The sequence below is a fragment of the Ruegeria sp. PrR005 genome (assembly GCF_010500245.1).
In the GTDB taxonomy this organism is placed as follows: Bacteria; Pseudomonadota; Alphaproteobacteria; order Rhodobacterales; family Rhodobacteraceae; genus Ruegeria_B; species Ruegeria_B marisflavi.
The window spans coordinates 1-22,538 of the sequence record NZ_JAAGOX010000054.1 but is presented as its reverse complement, the minus strand read 5'-3'; the positions used below and the strand labels follow the sequence as shown (position 1 = coordinate 22,538).

Genomic DNA, 22,538 nt, shown 5'->3' with positions numbered 1-22,538 from the left:
ATTTCGCCAGATTATGGCGCTTTATTGAGTTTGGATAGCTTAAATTAGCTTCATGTCGCGCCAGTCCGCTCAATTGCACGGGCGGCCGGCATGGCCTTTGCTTTCTGTCAATTGGGGCGCCTGTCCGGCGCGATTTCTTGACAGGGAGACGAGAAATGAACGGAGCCAATATTTCCTGGACACGTGTGGGTTTGCCCCGCCGGTCCTTTCTGAAGGGCGCAAGCGCGCTGGGTGGCCTGGCAGCGGCAGGGCTGTTGCCCGCGCGTCGGGCGCAGGCGGCGGGCGGGACGCTCAGAACCCGAACCTATGCCGATATCCGTTCGATGGATCCGGCCTTCAGCCAGGGCGTGGTGGACGAGGAAATCCACGCCGCGATCTATAACAAGCTGATCCAGTACAAGCCGGGTCGCGAATGGGGCTGGCAACTGGATGCCGCCGCGATGATCGAACAGGCGGACGACACCCATATCAACTTTGCCCTGCGCGACGATATCGGGTTCACCAATGGGTTTGGCGCGATGACCGCCGAGGACGTCAAGTTCTCGTTCGAGCGGATCATCGACGACGCGCTGGAATCGACCAACAAGCCCGACTGGGGGCCGCTCAGCCATATCGAGGTGACGGGCGAGCGGACTGGCACCATCGTGCTGAAGAACGCGTTCCAGCCGCTGTGGTCGATCACGCTGCCCTATATCGCGGGCAATATCGTGTCGAAGGCGGCGTTTGACAGCGTCGGCGGCAAGATCGACACGCAGCCGGTGGCGACCTCGGGTCCCTATCTGCATGCGGGCTGGGAGCCGAAGCAAAAGACCACCCTGCGCCGCAACCCCGACTGGAAGGGCGACCCAGCCGCGTTTGACGAGATCCAGATCTATCACATCGACGATGAGAAGGCCGCCGAGATCGCGTTCGAGGCGGGCGAGATCGACTTTACCCGCGTCAGCCTGGACAGTGTCGAGCGGCTGAAATCGAACCCGATCGCGGGGGCGACGCTGGAGGAGTTCCCGTCGCTCTACTATGTCTGGGTCGGGATGAACCTCGATAACCCCAAGCTGGGCAACCTGAAGCTGCGTCAGGCGATCCAGCATGCGATCGACGTGCCGACGATCATGGCGGCGGCCTATTTCGGGGCGGCGGAACCCTCGACAGGGATCATCGCGCCCGGTCTGGCCGGGCATCGCGCCGCGCCGCTGACCGGTGTGGCGGCGGATCTGGAGAAGGCGCAGGCGCTGATGGCCGAGTCCGGTGAGGCCGGGGTGTCGCTGGCCATCGACGTTCTGAACAAATCGGCCAACGTGACGGCGGCTCAGATCATCCAGGCCAATCTGGCGGCCATCGGCGTCACGCTGGAAATCCGCCTGCACGAGGGCGCGACCTTCTGGGAACTGGGTTCGAACGAGGATCTGGAACTGGTGCTGAACCGCTATTCGATGACGCCCGACCCCTATTACGCGACCTCGTGGTTCATCACCGAGCAGGCGGGCGTGTGGAACTGGGAGCGGTTCCGGTCGGAAGAATTCGACAAGCTGCATCTGGCGGCGCAGTCCGAGGGCGACCCGGCCGCGCGCGCGGCGATGTATGCCCGGGCCCAGGACCTGATGGAGGAAAGCGGCGCCTACAAGTTCCTGACCCACGAGGCGACGCCGGTGATCTATCGCGACAGTGTCAGCCCGGCGCTGCGGCCCGATGGGCTGCCGCTCTATCGCTATTTCGGCAAGGCCTGAGATCTCTCCCTGAGGCCTTTGGGGGCGCAGGTCAGAGCTGTGCCCCCTTCTTTTCCCTGAAAGACGGGGTACCCCATGCTGTCCTTCATCTTAAAACGGATCGGTCTGGCGGCGGTGATTACGGTTCTGGCCGTGTCCTCGCTGTTCCTGATCGTTCACATGATCCCGGGCGATCCGGTGTCCACCATGCTGGGACCGCGCGCCACGCCTGAAATGCGCGCGGCACTTGAGGCGCGGATGGGGCTCGATCAGCCGTTGGTCGTGCAGATCGGGCTGTTCTTTGCCAATATGCTGCGCGGCGATCTGGGGATGGATGTGTTTTCCAACCGGCCGGTGAGCGAAATCGTGCTGGGGCAGGTGCCCTATACGCTGGTCTTGATCCTGGTTTCGATCACCTGGTCGGCGGTGTTGGGGATCGCGCTGGGCTGTTACTCGGCCATCCATCGGAATTCGCTGGGCGACCGGCTGACCGGGATCCTGTCGGTCTCGGTGATCGCGGTGCCCGCCTTTGTGGTGTCGCTCTACTCGCTGCTGATCTTTGCGGTGAAGCTGCAATGGTTTCCGGCCATCGGGGCGGGGGATGCGGGGAACTGGGGCGACCAGCTGCATCATCTGGTGCTGCCGAGCCTTGCCATCGGGCTTAGCTGGGTCGGCTATATCGCGCGGCTTGTCCGGGCCTCGATGCTGGAAGTGATGGGCGAGGGGCATATCCGCACCGCGCGCGCCTTTGGCCTGCCCGAGCGGCAGATCGTCTTTGGCTATGCGCTGCGGCTGGCCATCCTGCCCACGGTCACGGTGATCGGGGTCGGCATGGGGTTTTTGCTGTCGGCGGCGGTGTTCACCGAGATTGTGTTCTCGCGCCCCGGGCTGGGCAAGCTGGTGATCGACAGCATCACCACGCGCAACTACCCGGTGGTGATGGGATCGGTTCTGTTTTCCACCCTGATCTTTGTCGCCTCGACCACGCTGGCCGACATCGTCAACGCAATTCTGGATCCGCGGATCCGGGCCGGGAAATGAGGGACCGGACATGACCGACGCAAGCTTGCCCAAACCCCGGTCCGAGTTGGGAGAGATCCTGTATCATCTGGTGCGCGATCCGCTGGGGCTGGCCGGGCTGATCATCGTGCTGGCGATCCTGGCCTCGGCGGTGCTGGCGCCCTGGATTGCGCCTTATGACCCGATTGCGCTCAATGTGCCGGACCGGTTGCAGGGGCCGAGTGCAGCGCATCTGATGGGCACCGACCAGCTGGGGCGCGACACGTTTTCCCGGGTGATCTGGGGCGGGCGCGTGGCCTTGCAGGTGGCGCTGCCGACCATCGGCGGGGCGATATTCTTCGGCCTGCTGCTGGGGATGATCGCGGGCTATGGGCCGCGCTGGCTGGACAATCTGATCGTGCTCTTGTTCGACACCATCCGGTCGTTTCCCACCGTGATGTTCGCGCTGGCGGTGGTGGCGCTGGTCGGGCCCAGCCTGAACACGGTGATCCTGGTGATCATGGTGACCTCGATCCCGACCTATGGGCGCGTGGTGCGCACCCTGACCCAGTCGCTGAAAGAGGCCGAATTCATCACTGCCGAGAAATCGCTGGGCGCCTCGACGCCCCGGATCATGGCTGTGCATCTGCTGCCCAACGTACTGGGGCCGCTGGCGGTGCTGGCGGCGATGGATATCCCCACGGTGGTGGGGCTGGAGGCGGGGCTGTCCTTTCTCGGCATGGGGGTGAAGCCGCCGACTCCGTCCTGGGGATCGCTCTTGAACGATGGCTACAACCTGATCCGCAACACGCCCTGGCTGATCATCGCGGGGGGCATCCCGCTTATTCTGACCACGGTCGGCTTCACCTTTCTGGGCGAGGCGCTGCGGGATGTGGTCGATCCGAAACTGCGCGGCAAGGGGGGCAAGTGATGGCGGTTCTGGACATTCGTGGCCTGTCGGTTGGATACAGCACGCCGCGCGGCGAGTTGCGGGCCTTGCGCGACGTGTCGATGATGGTGCCCGAGGGCAAGATCGTGGGGATCGTGGGGGAGTCGGGCTGTGGCAAGTCCACGCTGATCTCGGCGATCATCCGGCTGATGGCGCCCAATGCGCGGGTCGGCGCGGGCGAGGTGCGGTTTCAGGGACGTGACCTGCTGGCCGAGACCGAGGCGCAGATGCGCGCGCTGCGGGGGACGCAGATCTCGATGGTGTTTCAGGACCCGATGCAGACCCACAACCCTGTACTGACCGTGGGGCGGCAGATGATGGACATCCAGTACCGCGAGCGGCTGAGCCGGGCGGAGAAGCGGCAGCGCGCCGAACGGATGCTGGCGCTGGTGGGCATTCCAGACCCTGAGGCGCGGCTGAACCAGTATCCGTTCGAGTTTTCGGGCGGGATGCGCCAGCGGATCGCCATTGCCATGGCGCTGATGGCGAAACCGGCGCTATTGATCGCGGATGAGCCGACCACGGCACTGGATGCGACGCTGGAGGTGGAGATCATCAAGCGGCTGCGAGAATTGCAGGACGAGATCGGATGCGGCGTGCTGTTCATCTCGCACCATCTGGGGGTGATTGCCGAGCTTTGTGACGAGGTGGTGGTGATGTACGCGGGCGAGGTGGTGGAGACCGGATCGGTGCGCGATGTGTTCCATGCCCCGGCGCATCCCTATACGCGGGCGCTGCTGGAGTGCGATCCGGGCCATATCAAGGTCAAGACCCGGGTTTTGCCGACCATTCCCGGCAACATCCCCGATCTAGTCAACCTGCCGGGCGGCTGCATCTTTGCCGACCGCTGCGAGAGGCGCCATGCGGCCTGTGCCGCGCGCCCTGCGATGGCCCTGGCCGGAGACGGCCAACGCGCCGCCTGTCACCTGATCACGGAAAGGGAAACCGCATGAGCGCGCTGCTAGAGATCCGCGATGTCGTGGTGCGGTTCCGGGTCCGGGGCGGCGTGTTCTCCTCGGCCGGGAGCGTCGATGCTGTGTCGGGCGTCAGCCTGGATGTCGAGGAGGGCAAGACCTATGGCATCGTTGGTGAGAGCGGCTCGGGTAAGACCACGCTGGCGCGCGCGGTGGCGGGGCTGCACCATGCCAGCGAAGGCTCGATCCTCTATCGCGGGCAGGAGTTGCGCGGGCTGGTCGAGGGCGCGTTCCGGCCGCTGCGGCGCGAGATCGTGATGATGTTTCAGGATCCGATCGGCTCGCTGTCGCCGCGATTGTCGGTCAAGTCTCTGATCACCGAACCGTTCCGCATCCAGGGGATGCGCGAGCGCGATCTGGATGCGGAGGCACGGCGATTGCTGGCCATGGTCGGCCTGCCGCCGGAATTCGCGGCGCGCTATCCCTATCAGATCTCGGGCGGGCAGGCGCGACGGGTGGGCGTGGCGCGGGCGCTGGCGCTGAGCCCCCGGCTGCTCATTGCCGATGAGCCGACGGCGGGGCTCGATGTGTCAATCCAGGGCGAGATGCTGAACCTGCTGGCGCGGTTGCAGGACGAGCTGGGGCTGGCGATCATGATCATCACCCACAACCTGAACGTGGTGCGCCATATCACCGACCGGGTGGGGATCATGTACCTGGGCAAGCTGGTCGAGGAGGGCGAGACCGAGGCGGTGTTCGCGGCCCCGCAGCACCCCTATACGCTGGCGCTGTTGGCGGCGAACCCGGAACCCGACCCCGACGCGCAGCTGATGCGGGTCGAGTTGCAGGGCGAGCCGCCGAGCATCCTGCGGCGGCCGAAGGGCTGCGAGTTTCACACCCGTTGCCCGTTTGCACAGCCGCGCTGCGCGACCGAGGTGCCGCGCTGGCAGGCGGCGAAGGGCGGGGCGCATCGGTGCCATTTCCCGGCGGGCTGGGACACAGCGGCGGCCGCGTCATGACCGGGGTGATCTTTGCCGGTGGCCCGATCCTGAGCATGGATGCCAGCGATACCCGGCTCGAAGCGGTGGCGATCCGGGGCGACCGGATCGTTGCCACCGGGTCGCTGGAGGCGCTGCGCCGCAGCCTGCCCGAGGCGGTGCAACACGATCTGGCCGGGCGCACGTTGCTGCCGGCGTTCATCGATCCGCACGGGCATTTCCCGGATTCGGCGATGGTGCGCCTGTTGCGGGCCGATCTGTCCGAAAGCGTCGATCTGGCGGAGGTGTTTCACCGGCTCGCGGCCCGGGTGGCGCGGACACCGGTGGGCGACTGGGTGATGGGCGCGGCGCTGGACGAACGCCGGCTGGCCGAGCGGCGGTTGCCGACGCGCGACGAGCTCGACACGGTGTCGCGCGACCACCCGATCTGGGTCATCCATGCCTCGGGCCATTGCGGGGTGGCCAATTCGGCGGCGCTGGCGCGGCAGGGAATCGGGGAGGGCACACCCGACCCCGAGGGCGGGCGGTACCTGCGCGACGGGTCCGGTCGGCTGACCGGCGGGATCGAGGGCCTGTCGGCGATGGGCGAGATGGGGGATACGCATTTCCTGTTGGATGCGGATGCCTTTGCGCGCTGTTTCGCGGCGGCGCGGGCGGAGTACCTGGCGCAGGGGGTGACACTGGCGCAGAATGCCTGGACTGCTTTACCGCTCTTGGAGCTTTTTGCCGGTGTGGCTGCGGGCGGCGATCCGGGGATTGACCTGATCCTGCTGCCGGTGGCCGAGATCGAGCCCGCGTTTTCGCGTGAAGGGCTGGGCGCGCAGTGGCCAGGCAACGGGGCGATTGCGCTGGGACCGCGCAAGCTGTTGGCGGATGGGTCTTTCCTGATGCGCACCGCGCTTCTGACCGAGCCGTATCTGGGCAGCGACGAGTACGGGCTGGCCTATATCGACCGCGATACCCTGATGGCCGAGGTGTGCAGACTGCACCGGCTGGGGTTCCAGATCCATACCCATTGCAATGGCGATGCGGCCTCGGACATGTTCCTGGATGCGGTGGCGGCGGCGCTGGCCGAGCATCCGCGCGCCGATCACCGGCACACGATCATCCACGGGCAGGTGATGCGGCGCGACCAGATGGCGCGCTGTGCCGCGCTGGGCGTGACGGTGAGCTTCTTTCCGGCGCATGTCGAGGTCTGGGGCGACCAGCATCATGACGAGATCCTGGGGCCCGCGCGGGCGGTGCATATCTCTCCCACCGGGTGGGCCAAGGCCGAAAAGGTGCGGTTCACCATCCATAACGACGCTTCGGTGACGCCGACGCGGCCCTTGCGGCTGGTCGAGACGACGGTCAATCGGCGCACCCGGTCGGGCCGGGTGCTGGGGCCGGAACAGCGGGTGGATGTGATGACCGCGCTGCGGGCCCACACGATCGACGCCGCCTGGCAGGTGTTCCGCGAGCACGAGCGCGGCTCGATCGAGGTGGGCAAGCTGGCGGATCTGGTCATTCTGGACGATAACCCGTTGGTACGGCCCGAAACCATTGGTGCGATCGGGGTCAGCGAAACATGGCGGCGGGGGGAGCGGGTGTATCTGTCCCAACGGCCAAAGGTTGGAGAACCGGCGTGAGCTATGCAATCTATGTGGGACGGAACCACAGCCGGACGGGGCATGCCTGGCTGGCAGGCTACGGCGATGAACCATCGTCGCACTGGCTGGAGATAGTGCCCGCCGCCGATCACCCCGAGGGCGCGACCATCGAGGTGGGCGTCGGGCCGGGCGCCGACATGCCGGGGCAGCGCATCGCGGTGCCGCAGGTGGCGCATACGCTGCGCCATATGCGGGTGAGCTATTCTTACTACCTGGGCGTTCCGGCGCCGATCACCAATGGCGGGGTGAACGCAGCGGGCGTTGCGGTGCGCGATGTCTGGTCGACCTCGCGGGCCGAACTGCGCGAGATGACGCCCCGGGACCAGCGCGGGTTCACCTATAGCGATCTGGCGCGCGCGGTACTGGAGCGCGCCACCAGCGCGCGTGGAGCGGTGGAACTCTGTGCGGCGCTGATCGCCGAGCATGGCGAGGCCAGCTATGGCGGCAACTCGCATCTCTTTGCCGATGCCGACGAGGCCTGGGTGATGATCCAGTTCGCGGGCGGGCAGGGGCTGTGGGTGGCCGAGCGGCTGGGTCCCGACAGCATACGCGCCTCGCGCCCGGGTTATGTGTTGGAGGTGCCGGTGGATGAGCCGGATCACCCCGATTTCCTTTACCCGCCGAATTTCGTCAGCTTTGCGCGCGAGCAGGGGTGGTATGATCAGGGGCCGTTTGATGCGAACGCGATCTATGGCGACGGCAAGGGGCGTTGGGAGGGCATCCGCTGGATCGAGGCGGAGATGCAGGCACGCGCCACCCGGCCCGAGAAGATCGGGCTGGAGGATATGATCTGGGCCATTCGCACCGAGAGATTGACCGGCGACACGGCGGGATACGGGCAGGTGGTGCCGCTGGTGCGTGCAGCAAACCCCGGGCTGGTGCCTATGTGGCACGCCGCCTGCGGCGCGCTGTCGGCGCCGTTTTCGCCGGTGTTCCTGGGGCAGGAAAGTATCCCGGCGGAATACGGGCCGCACCGCTATCTGACCACGGGCGAGTCGCATCGGTTCATGGACCTGCGCAAGGCGGTAAGCGGCGGCAGGGACACGGTGTCGCTGGTGCCGCAGCGGCATGAGACCACGGTCGGGGCGTTCCAGGACTGCAAGCGGTTGATGTACCTGATGCAGTTGACAGGTGAGGGGGCGCTGGCGCCGGTGCACGGCGCCTTTGCCCGCCGCGAGGTGCGTCTGGACGCGTTGGTCGCGGCGCATCTGAAGGTGGCGGAACTGGCTGTGCAGGGCGGTTGCGCGGCAGAGGCCATGCGGGTTCTTGAGAGCTTTGCCAATAGCGAACTGAGCGCCGCGCTGGCGCTGGTGCGCGATCTGGCGGCGGGGCTGGCGGCACAACTGACGGGCGCGGGGCCGCACCCGGCGCCCGACCGTCCGGCGGGGTTCGGGCAGATCTGGTGACCGCGGTCAGGGCATTTCGCTGACCTGATAGGCAGAGCGGGCCAGCCAGTCGGGGTTGACCTCGACCCCCCAGCCGGGGGTATCTGTCACCGTGGCCTGCCCATCGGTGATGACATAGGGATCGGTCAGGAACAGCCCCTGTTGCCAGGGATAGTAATCCAGCCCCTCGATCGAAAACTCCAAGTATTTCCCGGCATTGGGGATCGCGCGCAAGAGGTGCATGGTGAAAAGCGTCACCATCGACAGGTTGGCCGCGTGCGGCGTAATCGGCATCCCGGAAGCCTCGGCCATGCGGGCCACGCGCAGGGTGCGCGCAATGCCGCCGATGTAGCAGATGTCGGGCTGGAGTACGTCGACCACGCGGTCGCGGATCATCGTCTGCCAGCGTTCCATCATGCAGTCCTGCTCGCCGCCGGTGACGTCGATGTCGAGCGTCTCGGTCACTTCACGCGTCTGCTCGAACTCCCAATAGGGGCAGGGTTCCTCGTAATGCGAGATGCCGTGCTGTTCCAGCATCCGCCCGACCTCGATGGCGCGGGCGGGGGAGTAGCAGGAATTGGCATCGACGAGCAGCGCCACATCGTCGCCCATGGCGCGGCGCATGGTCGGCACGATCTCTTCGGTGCGGCCGGGCCATTCGTCCTGGTCGCGGCCGACCTCGGCGCCGATGCGGAACTTGAAGGCGTCAAAACCCTGCTCATCGCGGATGCGCGCAAGCCGCGCGGCCTCGTCCACCGGCGTGATGTCGCGCTTCATTGACGAGCCATAGGCGCGCACCGGTCCGGGCGTGCCGCCGATCAGTTCGCAGACCGGTTTGCCCGCGCGCCGCCCGTTCATGTCCCAGAGCGCTGTGTCGACCCCGCCCATCGCCCGGCGCAGGTAGGAGCCGGGGAACTTGTGCTCGCGGTCGCGCACGATGTCGAGCATGGCGTCAATGTCGGTGCAGTCCATCCCAAGCGCGTAGGGTGCGACCTGCCGGTGCAGCACCTGCGCGGTGATGTCGGCGTAGTAGGGGGCGACCTGCCCCCAGCCCTGCGCGCCGTCCTCGGCGGTGGCCCGGACGAAGCAGACATATGGGGTGGAGAAGGTTTCGAGTTTGGCAAGCTTCATGTGATTTTCCGGGTTTGGCCGACCGGGGCGGACGGGGGTTGTAAAAAGGCTGGAGAAAAATCGGGCTGGCAGGTATATCCATTTCGACATTTTCGCCAGACCAATTAAGGAGGCCGCCCGTGAAACATGCCGCAGGCGCCTTGTTGTCCTCGATCCGGCTGGACCGGACACTCAGGCGCAGTGTCAGCGTTCAGCTCTACATGGCGCTGCGCGACATGATCCTGTCCGGCGCGCTGCGCGCGGGTGAGCGGCTGCCGGCGACGCGGACGCTGGCCAAGGAGGTGGGTGTGTCGCGCACCACGGTGATCGACGCCATCGACCGGCTGGTGGCCGAAGGCATGCTGGTGTCGCGCATCGGGGCCGGGACCTATGTCAGCGAGACGCTGGAGGACCAGAGCGTAACCGCCCCCAGCCAGGGGGCGGTCAGTGCCGGTCGTAAGCCCAGGCTGTCTTATGTCATCAGCCATGCCGAACCCGCCTATGCACGGCGGGCCTGGCTGCCGCACAAGCCGCGGGCCTTTGTCACCGCGCTGCCGGCGCTCGATGCCTTTCCGATGGCGCATTGGGCGCGGCTGTCGGCGCGGCACCTGCGCGGCGGGCGCGGCGACGTCATGGGCTATGGCCAGCCCAAGGGGCTGGCCGCGCTGCGCCGGGCGATTGCCGCCCATCTGAGCGCGCTCAAGGGCATTCGTTGCGACCCCGAGCAGGTGTTCATCACCTCGGGCGCGCAACATGCGTTTTCGCTGATCGGGCGGTTGCTGCTCAATCCGGGCGACCGGGTCTGGATGGAGAATCCCGGCGCCTCGGGTGCGCGCAATGCGCTGTTATCCGAGGGCGCCGAGCTGGTGCCGGTGGAGGTGGATGCGCAGGGCATGGTGGTGTCTGACGGGCTGGCCAAGGCGCCGCATTTCCGGCTGGCCTTTGTCACGCCCTCGCACCAGCAGCCGCTGGGCCATGTCATGTCGCTGCCCCGGCGGCTGGAGCTGTTGCAGGCCGCCGAACAGGCCCAGGCGCTGATCATCGAGGATGATTACGACGGCGAGTTCTACTTTGGCAACGCGCCGCGCCCGGCGCTGCACAGTATCGACGCCAATGGGCGGGTTCTGTATGTCGGCACCTTCTCGAAATCGCTGTTCCCGTCGCTGCGGCTGGGGTTCGTGCTGGTGCCCGAGCGGATGGTCGCGGCCTTTGATGGCATGTTCAATACCTGGGCCAGCGGGCCGTCGACCGCGACACAGGCGATCGTGGCCGAGTTCATGGACGAGGGGCATTTCGCCACGCATATCCGGCTGATGCGGCAGCTTTACAAGGCGCGTTATGAGGCCTTGCTGGAGGCGGCGCGCGGCCTGCCCGAGAGCATCCGCCTGCAAGAGACGACCAGCGGGTTTCACACGCCCGCATTTCTGGAACGGAGCGTGGACGAGGCGGAGGTGGTTGCGCAGGCGGCCGAGCAGGGGGTGACCCTGGCGCCGCTGGGGCGCTATTGTCTGTCGCCAGTTTCGCAATCCGGTCTGGTCTTTGGCTTTGGCTGTGCTGCGCCCGAGGATATCGCGCGTGGCATGGGCATCCTCCGTGAGCTGCCGGCCCTGCGTTAGGATTGGTATGACGTTTTTGTGATATTGGATATGAATTGTGTGCCAATACTGGCCTAGCGTTTCCATCGAGGCCAGCGGGTGGGGCATGTCCTGCCGCGGCTGAAGGGAGCATCGCGGTCGAGCAAATGCCACTTTCGAGCATCAGGCAGACGCCATTCTGGCACGATCAGGTCGGCCCGATGCCGACCTTGCAGGAGCGGCCATTGGCCAGGGTCGATGTGCTGATTGTCGGGGCGGGCTATACCGGGCTGAGCGCGGCGCTGACCACGGCGCGCGGCGGTCGCTCGACGCTGGTCGTCGATGCCGAGGATCCGGGTTACGGATGCAGCAGCCGCAATGGCGGCCAGATCAGCACCAGTGTGAAACCCTCGCTGGAGAAACTGACCGCGAAGTTCGGGTTTGAGCGGGCGCGCGGCATCCGGGCCGAGGGCGCCAACGCGCTGCGCTGGATCGGCGAGTTTGTTTCCCGCGAAGGGCTTGATTGCGATTTCCGCCGGGTCGGGCGGTTTCATGCGGCGCATACGCCGGGCCATTACGAGGAGTTGGCGCGCGATGCCGAGACGCTGCGCCAGCAGGAAGGGATCGAGAGCTTTGCCGTGCCGCGCGCCGAGCAGCGCCGCCAGTTGGGGACGGATGCCTATTTCGGCGGTGTCGTGTTTTCGGCCCATTGCTCGCTGCATCCGGGCAAGTTTCACCGCGAATTGCTGCGTCTGGCCCTCGGGGCCGGGGCGCAGGTTGTGGGCCAGTGCCGGGTGCAGGGGATATCGCGCAACGGGTCGGAGTTCCGGGTCGAGACCGCCAAGGGCGTGGTCGAGGCGCGGGACGTGATCGTGGCCACCAATGGCTATACCACCGCATTGACGCCCTGGTTGCAGCGCCGGGTGATCCCGATCGGCAGCTATATCATCGCCACCGAGGAGCTGCCCGAGGCGACCATTGACGAACTGTTCCCCGGCGACCGGATCGCCAGCGACACCTGCAAGGTGGTCTATTATTATCGCGCCTCGCCCGACCGGCGGCGGGTTCTGTTCGGAGGACGCGTCTCGGCCTCGGAAACCACGGCGCTGGCCGGGGCGACCCGGCTCAGGCAGGACATGTGCCGCATCTTTCCCCAGCTTGAGGGTGTGGCGCTGAGCCATGCCTGGAGCGGCACGGTCGCCTACAGTTTCGACGAGTTGGCCCATACCGGGGTGCAGGACGGTATTCATTACGCCATGGGCTATTGCGGATCGGGCGTGTCGATGGCGCCCTATCTGGGCATGCGCGCGGGGCAAAAGGTGCTGGGCCTGGCCGAGGGACAAACCGGTTTCGACGGTCTGCCCTTTCCCACCCGGCCCTTCTATCGCGGCAAGCCCTGGTTCCTGCCTGCGGCGGTGGCCTGGTATCGCTGGAAGGATCAACGACAGTTTCGAAAGGCTTTGCAGATGACCTGACGCGCCGGGCAGGGCGGCGCCTGTGCCGCGCTGGCCCCGGTATTAACGGATCGAAACCAATGTTTGGGATTCGAGGATCACTTGCCGCAGTGGTGCCCGCACCATCGCGGTAGGGGAAAGATGACTTGGGCGAATTGCCCGCTGCCTGCCGGAGACAAGGGCAGGACCCGGAAAACACCAAAGGGAGGAAGCCAATGAAAACGAGAACAATTCTGACGATCACGGCCGCTGTCATGGCGACGGGTGCCTTTGCGCAGGGTAAGAGCGTGACCATCGCGTCCTGGGGCGGCTCGTATCAGGAGGCGCAGAGCAAGGCGCTGTTTGAACCCGCCGCCGCCAATACAGGCATCGAGGTCAAGCAGGAGACCTATGGCGGCATGTCCGATGTGCGGCTTCAGGTCAGCTCGGGGCAGGTGACGCTGGATATCGTCGCCAGCGGTTCGGGTTCTGCGGCGCGGGCTGCGGCCGAGGGGCTGCTGGAGAAGCTCGACTATAACGTGATCGACGTCTCGACCTTCTATCCCGGTCTTTACACCGATTACTGCATCGGCGGCGATGTGTTCTCGACCGTCTATGCCTGGAACACCAACACCTATGGCGAGAACGGACCGCAGAGCTGGGCCGATTTCTGGGATGTCGAGAAGTTCCCCGGCACACGCGCCTATCGCGGCAAGGTGGCGGGCGCGCTGGAAGGGGCGCTGATGGCCGATGGCGTCGCGCCCGGCGATGTCTATAGCGTGCTCGACAGCGAAGAGGGGATCGAACGCGCGATCGACAAGATCCGCGAGCTGAAGCCGCATATCTCGGTCTTCTGGACCTCGGGCGCACAGCATGCGCAGTTGATGAAGGATGGCGAGGTCGACATGACCACCGGTTGGAACGGCCGGTTCGACAATGCCGCCAAGGACGGCGCCAAGGTCGCCTATAGCTTCAACCAGGCGCTGCTCGACTACGACTGTTTCGCGGTGCCCAAGGGCGCGCCGAACCGCGATACGGCGATGATGTTCCTGAACGAGATCTCGAAACCCGAGTATCAGGACGATCTGCCGAAATACATCACCTATGGGCCGACCAACAAGGCGGCCTATGAGACCGGTGAGATCACCGCCGATGTGGCGGCCGGCTTGCCCTCGTCGCCGGATAACGCGGCGATGCAGCTGCCGGTCTCGCTGGACTGGTATGCCAAGTGGGAGACCATCGCGGCCGAGATGTATCAGGAAATGCTGACCGAGTGAGGCGGGTTTCCTGCCATTCAAGGGCGGGCGCTGCGGCGCCCGCTTGTTTCTCGAACGAAGAATGCGAGGGTTTGTCTTGACCTCCAGAACCAACGAAGCCCTGCCGATCTCGGTCCGGAACGTGACCAAGACCTATGGTCCGGTACATGCGCTGAACGACGTGTCGCTTGAGGTGCAGAGTGGCGAGTTCCTGACGCTTTTGGGCCCGTCGGGGTCGGGCAAGACGACGCTGTTGATGGTGCTGGCGGGGTTCACCCGGCCCGATTGCGGCAGTCTGAAATTCGGCGAGCGCGAGGTGATCCGCACGCCGCCGCATCTGCGCGATGTGGGCATGACCTTTCAGAGCTATGCGCTGTTCCCACATATGACGGTGGCGGGCAATGTGGGGTACCCGCTGAAGCTGCGCAAGGTGCCCAAATCCGAGATCGCCGCCCGCGTCGAGGCGGCGCTGGATACCGTGCAGCTGGGCGGGTTTGGCGAGCGGCGGATCGACCAGCTATCGGGCGGCCAGCGCCAGCGTGTCGCCGTGGCCCGCGCCATCGTGTTCGAGCCGCGCATCCTGTTGATGGACGAGCCGCTGTCGGCGCTGGACAAGAAGCTGCGCGACCAGATGCAGATCGAATTGCGGCACCTGCATGAGAAACTGGGCATGACCACGGTCTATGTCACCCATGACCAGCGCGAGGCGCTGACCATGTCCGACCGGATCGCGGTGGTGAACCATGGGCGGATCATGCAGCTGGCCACGCCGCGCGACCTGTACGAGCGGCCCGCCAACCGCTTCGTGGCGGATTTCATCGGGGAATCCACCTTTTTGCCGGTGACGCGCAACGGGGCGGCTATCCTGTTCGACGGAACGCCGCTGTTGCATGACAGCCCGCCGCCCGAGGCGGCCAGCCTGCTGTTGATGATCCGCCCGGAACGGGTGGTGCTGTCGCGCGAGGGGCCGCGCGAGGGGGTCAACAACTTTGCCGCCACCGCGACCGAGGTGGTCTATCAGGGCGACAGTTTCCTGCTGCATGCGGCGCTGGCCAATGGGGCGCAGATCGTGCTGCGCGGCGCCATGCGGGGCGCCAATGTCACCGCCCTGCCAGCGGTGGGCGAGGCGCTGACCCTGTGCCTGGCACCCGAAGATACGGTGCTGATCGACGGAAGCGAGGCCTAGGATGGAGGCGGTACGCACCAACGAGGCGGGGTTGAGGCGGGACGAGTGGCTGGAGCGGATGAAGCTTTTTGGTCTCGGCTCGCCCGCGATCCTGCTGATCCTTGTCATTCTGGTCATTCCGGTGGGCTGGCTGTTCTATGTCTCGTTCATCGGGGCGGACGGCACGTTCTCGCTGGAAAACTACGAGCGGATGCTGAAGCGGAAATCCTATGCCCGCATCTTTCAGACCACGTTCGAGGTTAGTTTCCTGACCACGGGCCTGTGCATCCTGATCGGCTATCCGCTGGCCTATTTCATCGCGGGCCTGCCCAACCGGATCGCCAACCTGTGCCTGATCACGGTGCTGTTGCCGTTCTGGACCTCGCTTCTGGTGCGCACCTATGCCTGGCTGGTGCTGTTGCAAAAGCGCGGGCTGGTGAATGAATGGGCGATCTCGCTGGGGCTGTGGGACGAGCCGATCAAGATGGTGCACAACATGACCGGCACGCTGATCGGCATGGTGCATATCATGCTGCCGTTTCTGATCCTGCCGGTCTATGGCGCGATGAAGGCGATTGACCGCGACCTGATGAAGGCGGCCGCGAACCTGGGCGCCAGCCCGCGCCGGGCCTTCTGGACGGTGTTCTTTCCGCTGACCCTGCCGGGTCTTTTTGCCGGGTCGTTGATGGTGTTCATCCTCTGCCTTGGCTTCTTTGTTACCCCGGCGGTGCTGGGCGGCGGCAAGGTGATCATGGTGTCGATGAAGATCGTGTCCAATATCGAGCTGTTCGTGAACTGGGGGGCGGCAAGCGCGCTGGGCGTGGTTCTGCTGGTCTCGACCATGGTGATCCTGTGGATTGCCTCGCGCTTTTTGAACCTTGAGAAGATGACCGGGGGAGGGCACTGATGCTGCGCTGGTTCCAAAGCCCCGCGACCGAGACCCAGATCACCCATGGCCAGCGCCTGTGGCTCTACGTCATTGCGGTGATCACCATGGTGCTGCTGGTGACACCCACGTTGATCGTCGTGCCGATGTCATTCTCGGACAGCCAGTATCTGGAGTTTCCGCCCGAAACCTGGTCAACGCGCTGGTATGACCATTACTTCGGCTCGCCCGAGTGGATGCTGGCAACGCGCACCTCGTTCAAGGCGGCGTTCCTGACGATGCTGGTGGCGACACCGATTGGCGTGCTGGCGGCTTATGGCCTGCATTGCTCGAAAATCCGGTTTGTCCGCGCGGCTTTCGTGCTGATGATCACGCCGATGATGGTGCCGGTGGTGCTGGTCGCGATCGGGGCCTTCTACGCCTATGTGCAGCTTCAGATCCTCTATACGATAACCGGGCTGGTGCTGGCACATACGGTGCTGGCACTGCCGCTGGTGGTGATTGTCACCGGCTCGGCGCTGAAAAGCTTCGACATGAGCCAGGAAGAGGCGGCCCGCAGCCTGGGCGCGCCGCGGTGGAAGGCGTTTCTGACCGTGACATTGCCGCAGATCCGCTTTGCCGTGGTGACGAGCGCGCTCTTGTCCTTTCTCACCTCGTTTGACGAGGTGGTGGTGGCGATGTTCGTCTCGGGCGGCGACAACCCGACCCTGACGCGCAACATGTTCAACGCGCTGCGCGACCAGATCGACCCGACCATTGCCTCGATCTCGACCATCATGATCCTGGTGACGACGGGGATGATGGTGCTGGCGCAGGTGTTTGGACAGCAGAAGACGAAATCGAAATGATGGGTCAGTTGGTGATGGTTCGTGGCAAGGTCTGTCGGTCATCGGCCGTCGAGTCGACGTCCGGTGATGGATGTGGCCACTCTTCGTGCAGGATGACGCAATGATCGAAAACGAACGCGCGGCGCTGGCCGACAGTCTATGGACCGCGACCGCGCATACCGCTCCGGACTGCCCGCCGTTGGCGGGTGCGACCGAGGCGGATGTGGTAATCGTCGGCGGAGGCTTTACCGGGCTGTCGGCGGCGTTGCATCTGGCCGAGGCGGGGCAGCAGGTTGTGCTGCTGGAGGCCGAGACGCCGGGCTGGGGCGCATCGGGGCGCAATGGCGGTCAGGTCAACCCGGCGCTGAAACCCGACCCGGACGACCTCGTCGCCCGGTTCGGCGCGGATCTGGGGCGGCGGATGGTGGCACGCTGGGGCGATGGCGGGCGGCTGGTCTTCGACCTGATCGCGCGGCACGGGATCGACTGCGATGCGCGCCCTGTCGGGTTTCTGCGCACGGCGACCAACACGCGCGGGCTGGCCATGCTGCGCGAGATCGCGCGCCAGTGGCGGGCGCATGGTGCCAATTATGAGGACCTGGACGCGGCTGAAACTGCGCGGCTGGTCGGGGCCGAGGCTTATCTGGGCGCGGTGATCGACCGGCGCGGCGGCAATATCCACCCTTTGAACTATGCGCTGGGACTGGCGCAGGCGGCGATCCACGCTGGCGCGGATCTCCATGGTCATAGCCGGGCCATCGGGTTCGAGGACGAGGGAACCGGGGTGACGGTGCGCACCGCGCAAGGCCAGGTAAAGACGCGGCGCGCGCTGGTCTGCACCAATGCCTATACCGGCCCCTTTGGTGGCGCGCTGGGCTGCTCGGTGGTGCCGGTAACCTCGGTGCAGGTCGCCACGGCGCCGCTGTCGGACAATGTGATCCGGGGGATCCTGCCCGAGGATCACGCGCCGACCGATACGCGGCGGCTGATCCAGTACTACCGCAAGACGGCGGACGGGCGGTTTGTCATGGGCGGGCGCGGCGCGCGGGGCGAGGCGGGCACCCGGCGCAGGCAACAGGAACTGAGGCAGGCGGCGGAGGCGCTGTTTCCCCAGTTGCGCGCGGCGGATTGGGTGCATGCCTGGGGCGGTGATGTGGCGATGACGGTCGACAGCCTGCCCGGGTTGCACCGGCTGAGCCCGAACGTGATGGCGGGGCTGGGCTTCAACGGCCGGGGCGTGGCCAATGCCACGGTAATGGGCACCATTCTGGCGGATTGGGCGCTGGGCGTGCCCGAGGATGCGCTGGATTTCCCGGTCACGCCGGTGCGGCCCATTCCGTTTCATTCACTCAGAAGCGCAGGCGTGGCGCTGACCATCGGGGCCTATCGCCTGTTGGACAGGTTAAACCGGTAGGGGCAACATGTCGGACTATGATTTCATCATCGTGGGCGCTGGATCGGCGGGTTGCGTGCTGGCCAACCGGCTGAGCGCCAATGGCCGGTTCACGGTGCTGCTGTTGGAGGCGGGAGGCAGCGATCTGAACTTCTGGATCTGGATGCCGATCGGCTATGGCAAGACCTTTTACCGGCCCAGCGTCAACTGGATGTACCACACGGAACCCGATCCGGCGCTGAACGGGCGGGTCAGCTATTGGCCGCGCGGCAAGGTGCTGGGCGGGTCAAGCTCGATCAACGCGATGGTCTATATCCGGGGGCAGGCGCAGGATTTCGACGGCTGGCAGGCGATGGGCAATCCCGGCTGGAGCTGGGCGGATGTGCTGCCCTATTTCCGCCGCTCCGAGACCAATGACCGGGGCGGCGATGCCTTTCGCGGCGACAATGGCCCGCTGCATGTGGCGAGCATGGACCGTGATCTGCACCCGCTCTGCCGGGATTTCATCGCGGCGGGCGGGGAGCTTCAGTTTCCGCACAACCGCGATTTCAACGGGGCCACGCAAGAGGGGGTGGGCACCTATCAGAACACCGCCAAGGGGGGCATGCGGATGTCGGCGGCACGGGCCTATCTGCGTCCCGTTCTGCGGCGCGCGAACCTGCGCGTCGAGACGGGGGCGCTGGCCGAACGGGTGCTGTTCGAGGGCAAGCGAGCGGTGGGGGTGGCGTATCGCCGGAACGGGCAGGTCAAGACCGTGCGGGCCCGGCGCGAGGTGATCCTGTCCGGGGGCGCGATCAACTCGCCACAATTGTTGCAACTGTCGGGCGTCGGTCCCGCCCGCCTGTTGCGGGACAAGGGGGTCGAGGTCGTGCATGCGCTGGACGGGGTGGGGCGGAACTTGCAGGACCATCTGTGTATCGACCATCTCTACCGCTCGCGCGTGCCGACGCTGAATACCCAGTTGCACCCGTGGTATGGCAAGCTGTGGCACGGGCTACGCTATGTTCTGACCCGGCGCGGGCCGCTGTCGCTGGGCGTCAACCAGGCGGGCGGGTTTGTACGCTCGCGTCCCGGTCTTGATCGCCCGAACATGCAACTTTTCTTCTCTCCGGTCAGCTATACCAAGGCGCCGCCGGGCAAGCGGCCGCTGATGGACCCCGACCCGTTCCCCGGTTTCCTGCTCAGCGCGCAGCCGACCCGGCCCACCAGCCGGGGGCATCTGGAGATCCGCTCGGGTGATCCGGCCGAGCATCCGGCGATTCATCCCAATTACCTGTCGACCGAGTTCGACAGGCAGGAGTTGCTGGAAGGCGCGCATCTGTTGCGGCGGCTGGCCGCAGCCCCGGCGCTGGCCCGCCTGATCGAGGCCGAGATGCTGCCCGGCCCGGATGTCCGCTCGGATGAGGAACTGATCGCCGATTGCCGCAACCGGGCCGGAACCGTATTCCACCCGGTCAGCACCTGCCGGATGGGGCCGGATGCGGCGCGCGACGTGGTGGATGCGCGGCTGCGGGTGCATGGCATCGCCGGGCTGCGGGTGGTCGATGCCTCGATCTTTCCCACGCTGACCTCGGGCAATACCAACGCCCCGGCGATCATGGTGGGCGAAAAGGGCGCCGACATGATCCTGGAGGATTGCGGGGCAGGGGGATGACCCCTGCCTGATCGGGCCGGGGTGCGCTCAGTCTTCCTGTTGCAGACGCTCGACCATCTCGGCGAAGCCGCGTGCACGGGCATGTTCCAGCGGTGTGACCCCTTCGCGATCGGCCAGAGTGCGGTCGGCGCCAGCGGACAAGAGCGCGTCGAGCACGGCCTGGTGATCGGGGCCACCATCGCCCAGGATCACCGCTTCGATCACGGCGGTCCAGTGCAGGTTGTTGACATGGTCAAGCGGCGCACCCGCCGCGATCAGGTGTTGCACCACCTCGACATGGCCCAGATGCGCGGCCGCGATCAGGGCCGTGCCGTCATAGGGGCTGGTCGTCAGCCCCGGATCATTGCCAAGCCTTATCGCAAGCGACATCAGCTTGGGGTCATCCGCGACCGCCGCGATGGTCACGACATCATAGGCCTGATATTCCAGCGCGTTCATGTCCGCCCCCGCTTCGGCCAGGGCGCGGAGGGCGTCGTCTTGGGACGCAAACGCCGCCACATGCGCCGGTGTCCGGCCTCTGCCGTCACGGGCGCCGACATCGGCGCCAGCCGCGATCAACCGCCTGACCTCGGCAACATCGCCCCTGTGTGCGGCGCGGAACAAGCCGTCATAAGCCGCCACCTCGGTCGCAGAAGGCGCGGTTTGGGCTGATAGCGGCCCGGCAAGGCAGGTAAGAAGGGCGATCAGGGCAAGGCGGTACATGAGAGACCTTTCGTCTGTGTCTTGCAGTCAGCAGGGGCGGATGTGCCGGGCCGCCCAACGCTCCGGGCGATCTGCCATTCGCATTCTGGGCACAAGGATAGCACAGGTGGACCGTGGGTCATCGGAGCATGTGCAGTGGCCAGGGCTGTTTGCGAGAGGGCGCAGGAACGGCCATCGTCCTTGCCGGATGATGCGAGGCCATGACTGCCGGGGCATTCGGCGGAGGCACACGGTATCCAGGGCGGACGGCAAACGTAACGCAATAGAAACAACGCGTATGAGCGCGCCCCGGGACTACAGCGCACCTTTCCTTTTGCGATCATAGGCGCCGGGGATCTCTAGAAGCTGCCGATACTTGGCGACCGTTCTTCGCGAGATGGACAATCTCGTCTGGCCAAGCTGCTGGGCCAGCGCCTGGTCCGACAAGGGAAATCGGGGATCCCCGGATTTGATGAGCAGCTGTCGCCGCTGCATGACCTGGTCACGGGTCCGGTCCGGGGCCGCTTCGCTGAGGGGGTGGGCCAGAAAGTGCTCGGCAGGAAAAACGCCGGAGTCGCGGCGAACTCTAAAGTTGGACAGGGCGAGGCTGATCGTGCTTTTGTTGACGCCGACCTTTTGCGCGATCTACGTCATGGTCAAAGGAGATCGCCCTCATGACCAAAGTCGGCATCATCGCCAATCCTGTCTCGTCCCGCGACATCCGCCGGACTATCAGCCATGCCTGTTGATTTCCGCTGAGAAGTGATCCGGTAGCCTCATAATTTTCCACTGAGAATTGACCCATGTGAACACGCTGCCCCGACGGGTTTGGTCGGGGAGATATGGAGTGATCGACATGGGATTTTTGAATGTTATCCGACGCAGGGCATTGCGTGACAAAATGCCAGTCCGCGAGATTTCCTGGCACCCGGGCCCGTCTTTCAACACCATCAGAAAATATCTGCGCGAAGCCCAGCAGAATGGCCGAGATGCTCACCAAGGTTGACTTGGTCATCCTCGACGAACTCGGCTATCTACCGTTCAGTTCATCAGGCGGAGCGTTGCTGTTTCACCTCCTGAGCAAACTTTACAAGCGCACCAGCGTGATAATCACCACCAATCTCAGCTTCTCCGAATGTCCCAGGTCTTCGGCCCCTCTCGGCAGATTTGCCATGCAAATCGCCTGCCGGGTAATGGATGCAAAGATGACAACCGCGCTCTTGGACCGGCTCACTCACCGCTGCCACATCTTGGAAACCGGCAACGACATCTACCGCTTCAAGGCCAGTTCCGAGGCCGCAAAGAAGACAAGAAGGGAGACCGCTGCATTGACCAGGTCATGAACAAAGACGCCTACGGAGGGTGGGCCAAATCTCGTTGAAAATACCGGGTCACTTCACAGCGGAAATCAACAGCCTGCTCACCAACTGCGCTTCCAAGGCGAGTGATTGGCAACCGTCCTTCCCTCGGATGGCGCGAAAGCCGCAGCATTGCCGGTATCGGCAGCTTCGCGCCATCGCTTGATTGAGGTAGGTGGACACTCTCATCATGGATGCGCAGGACTCAGTACGGCAGCTAAAGGCTCGAGAACGAAAGCTCCGGCCTGGACCAATACGGGATCTCTTTCGCCACGCATTCTGGGGAACACCGTGACCAATCCCACAAACCGGCTATGCATCGTCGCGTCTGGTGATGTTACGCGAGATGTATCTATGACTCGGATCCCGTTGATTTTCGCCAAGGCCTGTACTCGTGGATCCTGCACGTCGCGACTGCCGAGCCTGCTGCGCGATCCGGTGAGGCGGGCGGAAATCGTCAAAGCACGATCGTCTGGTGCGACGAGTAATGTTAACGGTGGATCGAGAGGTCCGATGATCTCCAAAACTGGGTGGCCTGATCTGACTGGTCCGGTTTGATTGTTAGTGCATTAGTGGCCTCTGGTCCATCTGGACGATGGTTCCA

At 65.1% G+C, this 22,538-nt stretch carries 19 protein-coding genes and 1 pseudogene; 16 read left to right on the top strand and 4 right to left on the bottom strand.

From position 1 onward, the window contains the following. Window positions 1-155 precede the first annotated feature (155 nt). From G0P99_RS20220 to G0P99_RS20190, 7 genes are all read left to right on the top strand, one after another. Entirely contained in the window at window positions 156-1,724 is a 1,569-nt protein-coding gene (locus G0P99_RS20220; protein ID WP_164132297.1) for an ABC transporter substrate-binding protein, read from the top strand. 75 nt (window positions 1,725-1,799) lie between these two features. Beyond that, window positions 1,800-2,744: an ABC transporter permease gene (locus G0P99_RS20215; RefSeq protein ID WP_164132296.1), complete on the top strand. Its 945-nt coding sequence runs from the start codon at window positions 1,800-1,802 to the stop codon at window positions 2,742-2,744. A 10-nt stretch (window positions 2,745-2,754) separates the two neighbouring features. Further along, window positions 2,755-3,633, top strand: coding sequence for an ABC transporter permease (locus G0P99_RS20210; RefSeq protein WP_203583188.1), 879 nt, complete (start codon window positions 2,755-2,757; stop codon window positions 3,631-3,633). Beyond that, window positions 3,633-4,604: an ABC transporter ATP-binding protein gene (locus G0P99_RS20205; RefSeq protein ID WP_164132295.1), complete on the top strand. Its 972-nt coding sequence runs from the start codon at window positions 3,633-3,635 to the stop codon at window positions 4,602-4,604. The genes G0P99_RS20210 and G0P99_RS20205 overlap by 1 nt, the downstream gene beginning before the upstream one ends. Then, window positions 4,601-5,584: an ABC transporter ATP-binding protein gene (locus G0P99_RS20200; protein ID WP_164132294.1), complete on the top strand. Its 984-nt coding sequence runs from the start codon at window positions 4,601-4,603 to the stop codon at window positions 5,582-5,584. The genes G0P99_RS20205 and G0P99_RS20200 overlap by 4 nt, the downstream gene beginning before the upstream one ends. Further along, window positions 5,581-7,191 carry an amidohydrolase gene (locus G0P99_RS20195; RefSeq protein ID WP_164132486.1) on the top strand — a complete coding sequence of 537 codons (1,611 nt, stop codon included), beginning with the start codon at window positions 5,581-5,583 and terminating at the stop codon, window positions 7,189-7,191. The genes G0P99_RS20200 and G0P99_RS20195 overlap by 4 nt, the downstream gene beginning before the upstream one ends. Beyond that, window positions 7,188-8,618 carry a C69 family dipeptidase gene (locus G0P99_RS20190; RefSeq protein ID WP_164132293.1) on the top strand — a complete coding sequence of 477 codons (1,431 nt, stop codon included), beginning with the start codon at window positions 7,188-7,190 and terminating at the stop codon, window positions 8,616-8,618. Before G0P99_RS20195 ends, G0P99_RS20190 begins: the two co-directional genes overlap by 4 nt. Window positions 8,619-8,624: 6 nt before the next feature. On the opposite strand, the gene G0P99_RS20185 is transcribed toward G0P99_RS20190, so the two are convergent. Further along, complete coding sequence (locus G0P99_RS20185; RefSeq protein WP_164132292.1) at window positions 8,625-9,728, bottom strand: mandelate racemase/muconate lactonizing enzyme family protein; 1,104 nt, start codon at window positions 9,726-9,728, stop codon at window positions 8,625-8,627. 119 nt (window positions 9,729-9,847) lie between these two features. Between G0P99_RS20185 and G0P99_RS20180 the strand changes: the two genes are divergently transcribed. From G0P99_RS20180 to G0P99_RS20145, 8 genes are all read left to right on the top strand, one after another. After that, window positions 9,848-11,323 carry a PLP-dependent aminotransferase family protein gene (locus G0P99_RS20180; RefSeq protein ID WP_164132291.1) on the top strand — a complete coding sequence of 492 codons (1,476 nt, stop codon included), beginning with the start codon at window positions 9,848-9,850 and terminating at the stop codon, window positions 11,321-11,323. Window positions 11,324-11,448: 125 nt separating this feature from the next. Continuing rightward, window positions 11,449-12,756 carry an FAD-binding oxidoreductase gene (locus G0P99_RS20175; protein WP_164132290.1) on the top strand — a complete coding sequence of 436 codons (1,308 nt, stop codon included), beginning with the start codon at window positions 11,449-11,451 and terminating at the stop codon, window positions 12,754-12,756. 194 nt (window positions 12,757-12,950) lie between these two features. Then, window positions 12,951-13,991, top strand: coding sequence for an ABC transporter substrate-binding protein (locus tag G0P99_RS20170; protein WP_164132289.1), 1,041 nt, complete (start codon window positions 12,951-12,953; stop codon window positions 13,989-13,991). Window positions 13,992-14,052: 61 nt separating this feature from the next. Continuing rightward, on the top strand, window positions 14,053-15,156 hold the full coding sequence (locus tag G0P99_RS20165) for an ABC transporter ATP-binding protein (protein ID WP_164132288.1): 1,104 nt from the start codon (window positions 14,053-14,055) through the stop codon (window positions 15,154-15,156). Window position 15,157: 1 nt separating this feature from the next. Beyond that, window positions 15,158-16,042, top strand: a complete 885-nt coding sequence (locus G0P99_RS20160; RefSeq protein ID WP_164132287.1) for an ABC transporter permease — start codon at window positions 15,158-15,160, stop codon at window positions 16,040-16,042. Continuing rightward, the gene (locus G0P99_RS20155) at window positions 16,042-16,869 is read left to right on the top strand and encodes an ABC transporter permease (RefSeq protein ID WP_164132286.1); all 828 of its coding nucleotides are present in this window, start codon (window positions 16,042-16,044) and stop codon (window positions 16,867-16,869) included. The genes G0P99_RS20160 and G0P99_RS20155 overlap by 1 nt, the downstream gene beginning before the upstream one ends. Window positions 16,870-16,969: 100 nt before the next feature. Continuing rightward, window positions 16,970-18,262: an FAD-binding oxidoreductase gene (locus tag G0P99_RS20150; RefSeq protein ID WP_164132285.1), complete on the top strand. Its 1,293-nt coding sequence runs from the start codon at window positions 16,970-16,972 to the stop codon at window positions 18,260-18,262. Between the two features lie 7 nt (window positions 18,263-18,269). After that, complete coding sequence (locus G0P99_RS20145) at window positions 18,270-19,895, top strand: GMC family oxidoreductase (RefSeq protein WP_164132284.1); 1,626 nt, start codon at window positions 18,270-18,272, stop codon at window positions 19,893-19,895. Window positions 19,896-19,922: 27 nt separating this feature from the next. Here the strand turns inward: G0P99_RS20145 and G0P99_RS20140 are convergent, their stop codons facing one another. Together G0P99_RS20140 and G0P99_RS25110 are read right to left on the bottom strand one after the other, a co-directional pair. Further along, window positions 19,923-20,597, bottom strand: coding sequence for an ankyrin repeat domain-containing protein (locus G0P99_RS20140; protein WP_164132283.1), 675 nt, complete (start codon window positions 20,595-20,597; stop codon window positions 19,923-19,925). Window positions 20,598-20,891: 294 nt separating this feature from the next. Then, window positions 20,892-21,221 (bottom strand): hypothetical protein, encoded by a 330-nt coding sequence (locus tag G0P99_RS25110; protein WP_164132485.1) that lies wholly within the window; start codon window positions 21,219-21,221, stop codon window positions 20,892-20,894. 308 nt (window positions 21,222-21,529) lie between these two features. On the opposite strand from G0P99_RS25110, the pseudogene G0P99_RS20125 reads away from it, so the two are divergent. Continuing rightward, window positions 21,530-21,919, top strand: a pseudogene (locus tag G0P99_RS20125) (ATP-binding protein); the annotation flags it as partial. A gap of 203 nt (window positions 21,920-22,122) precedes the next feature. Here the strand turns inward: G0P99_RS20125 and G0P99_RS25105 are convergent. After that, entirely contained in the window at window positions 22,123-22,458 is a 336-nt protein-coding gene (locus G0P99_RS25105; protein WP_164132282.1) for an alpha/beta hydrolase, read from the bottom strand. Between the last annotated feature and the right edge of the window lie 80 nt (window positions 22,459-22,538).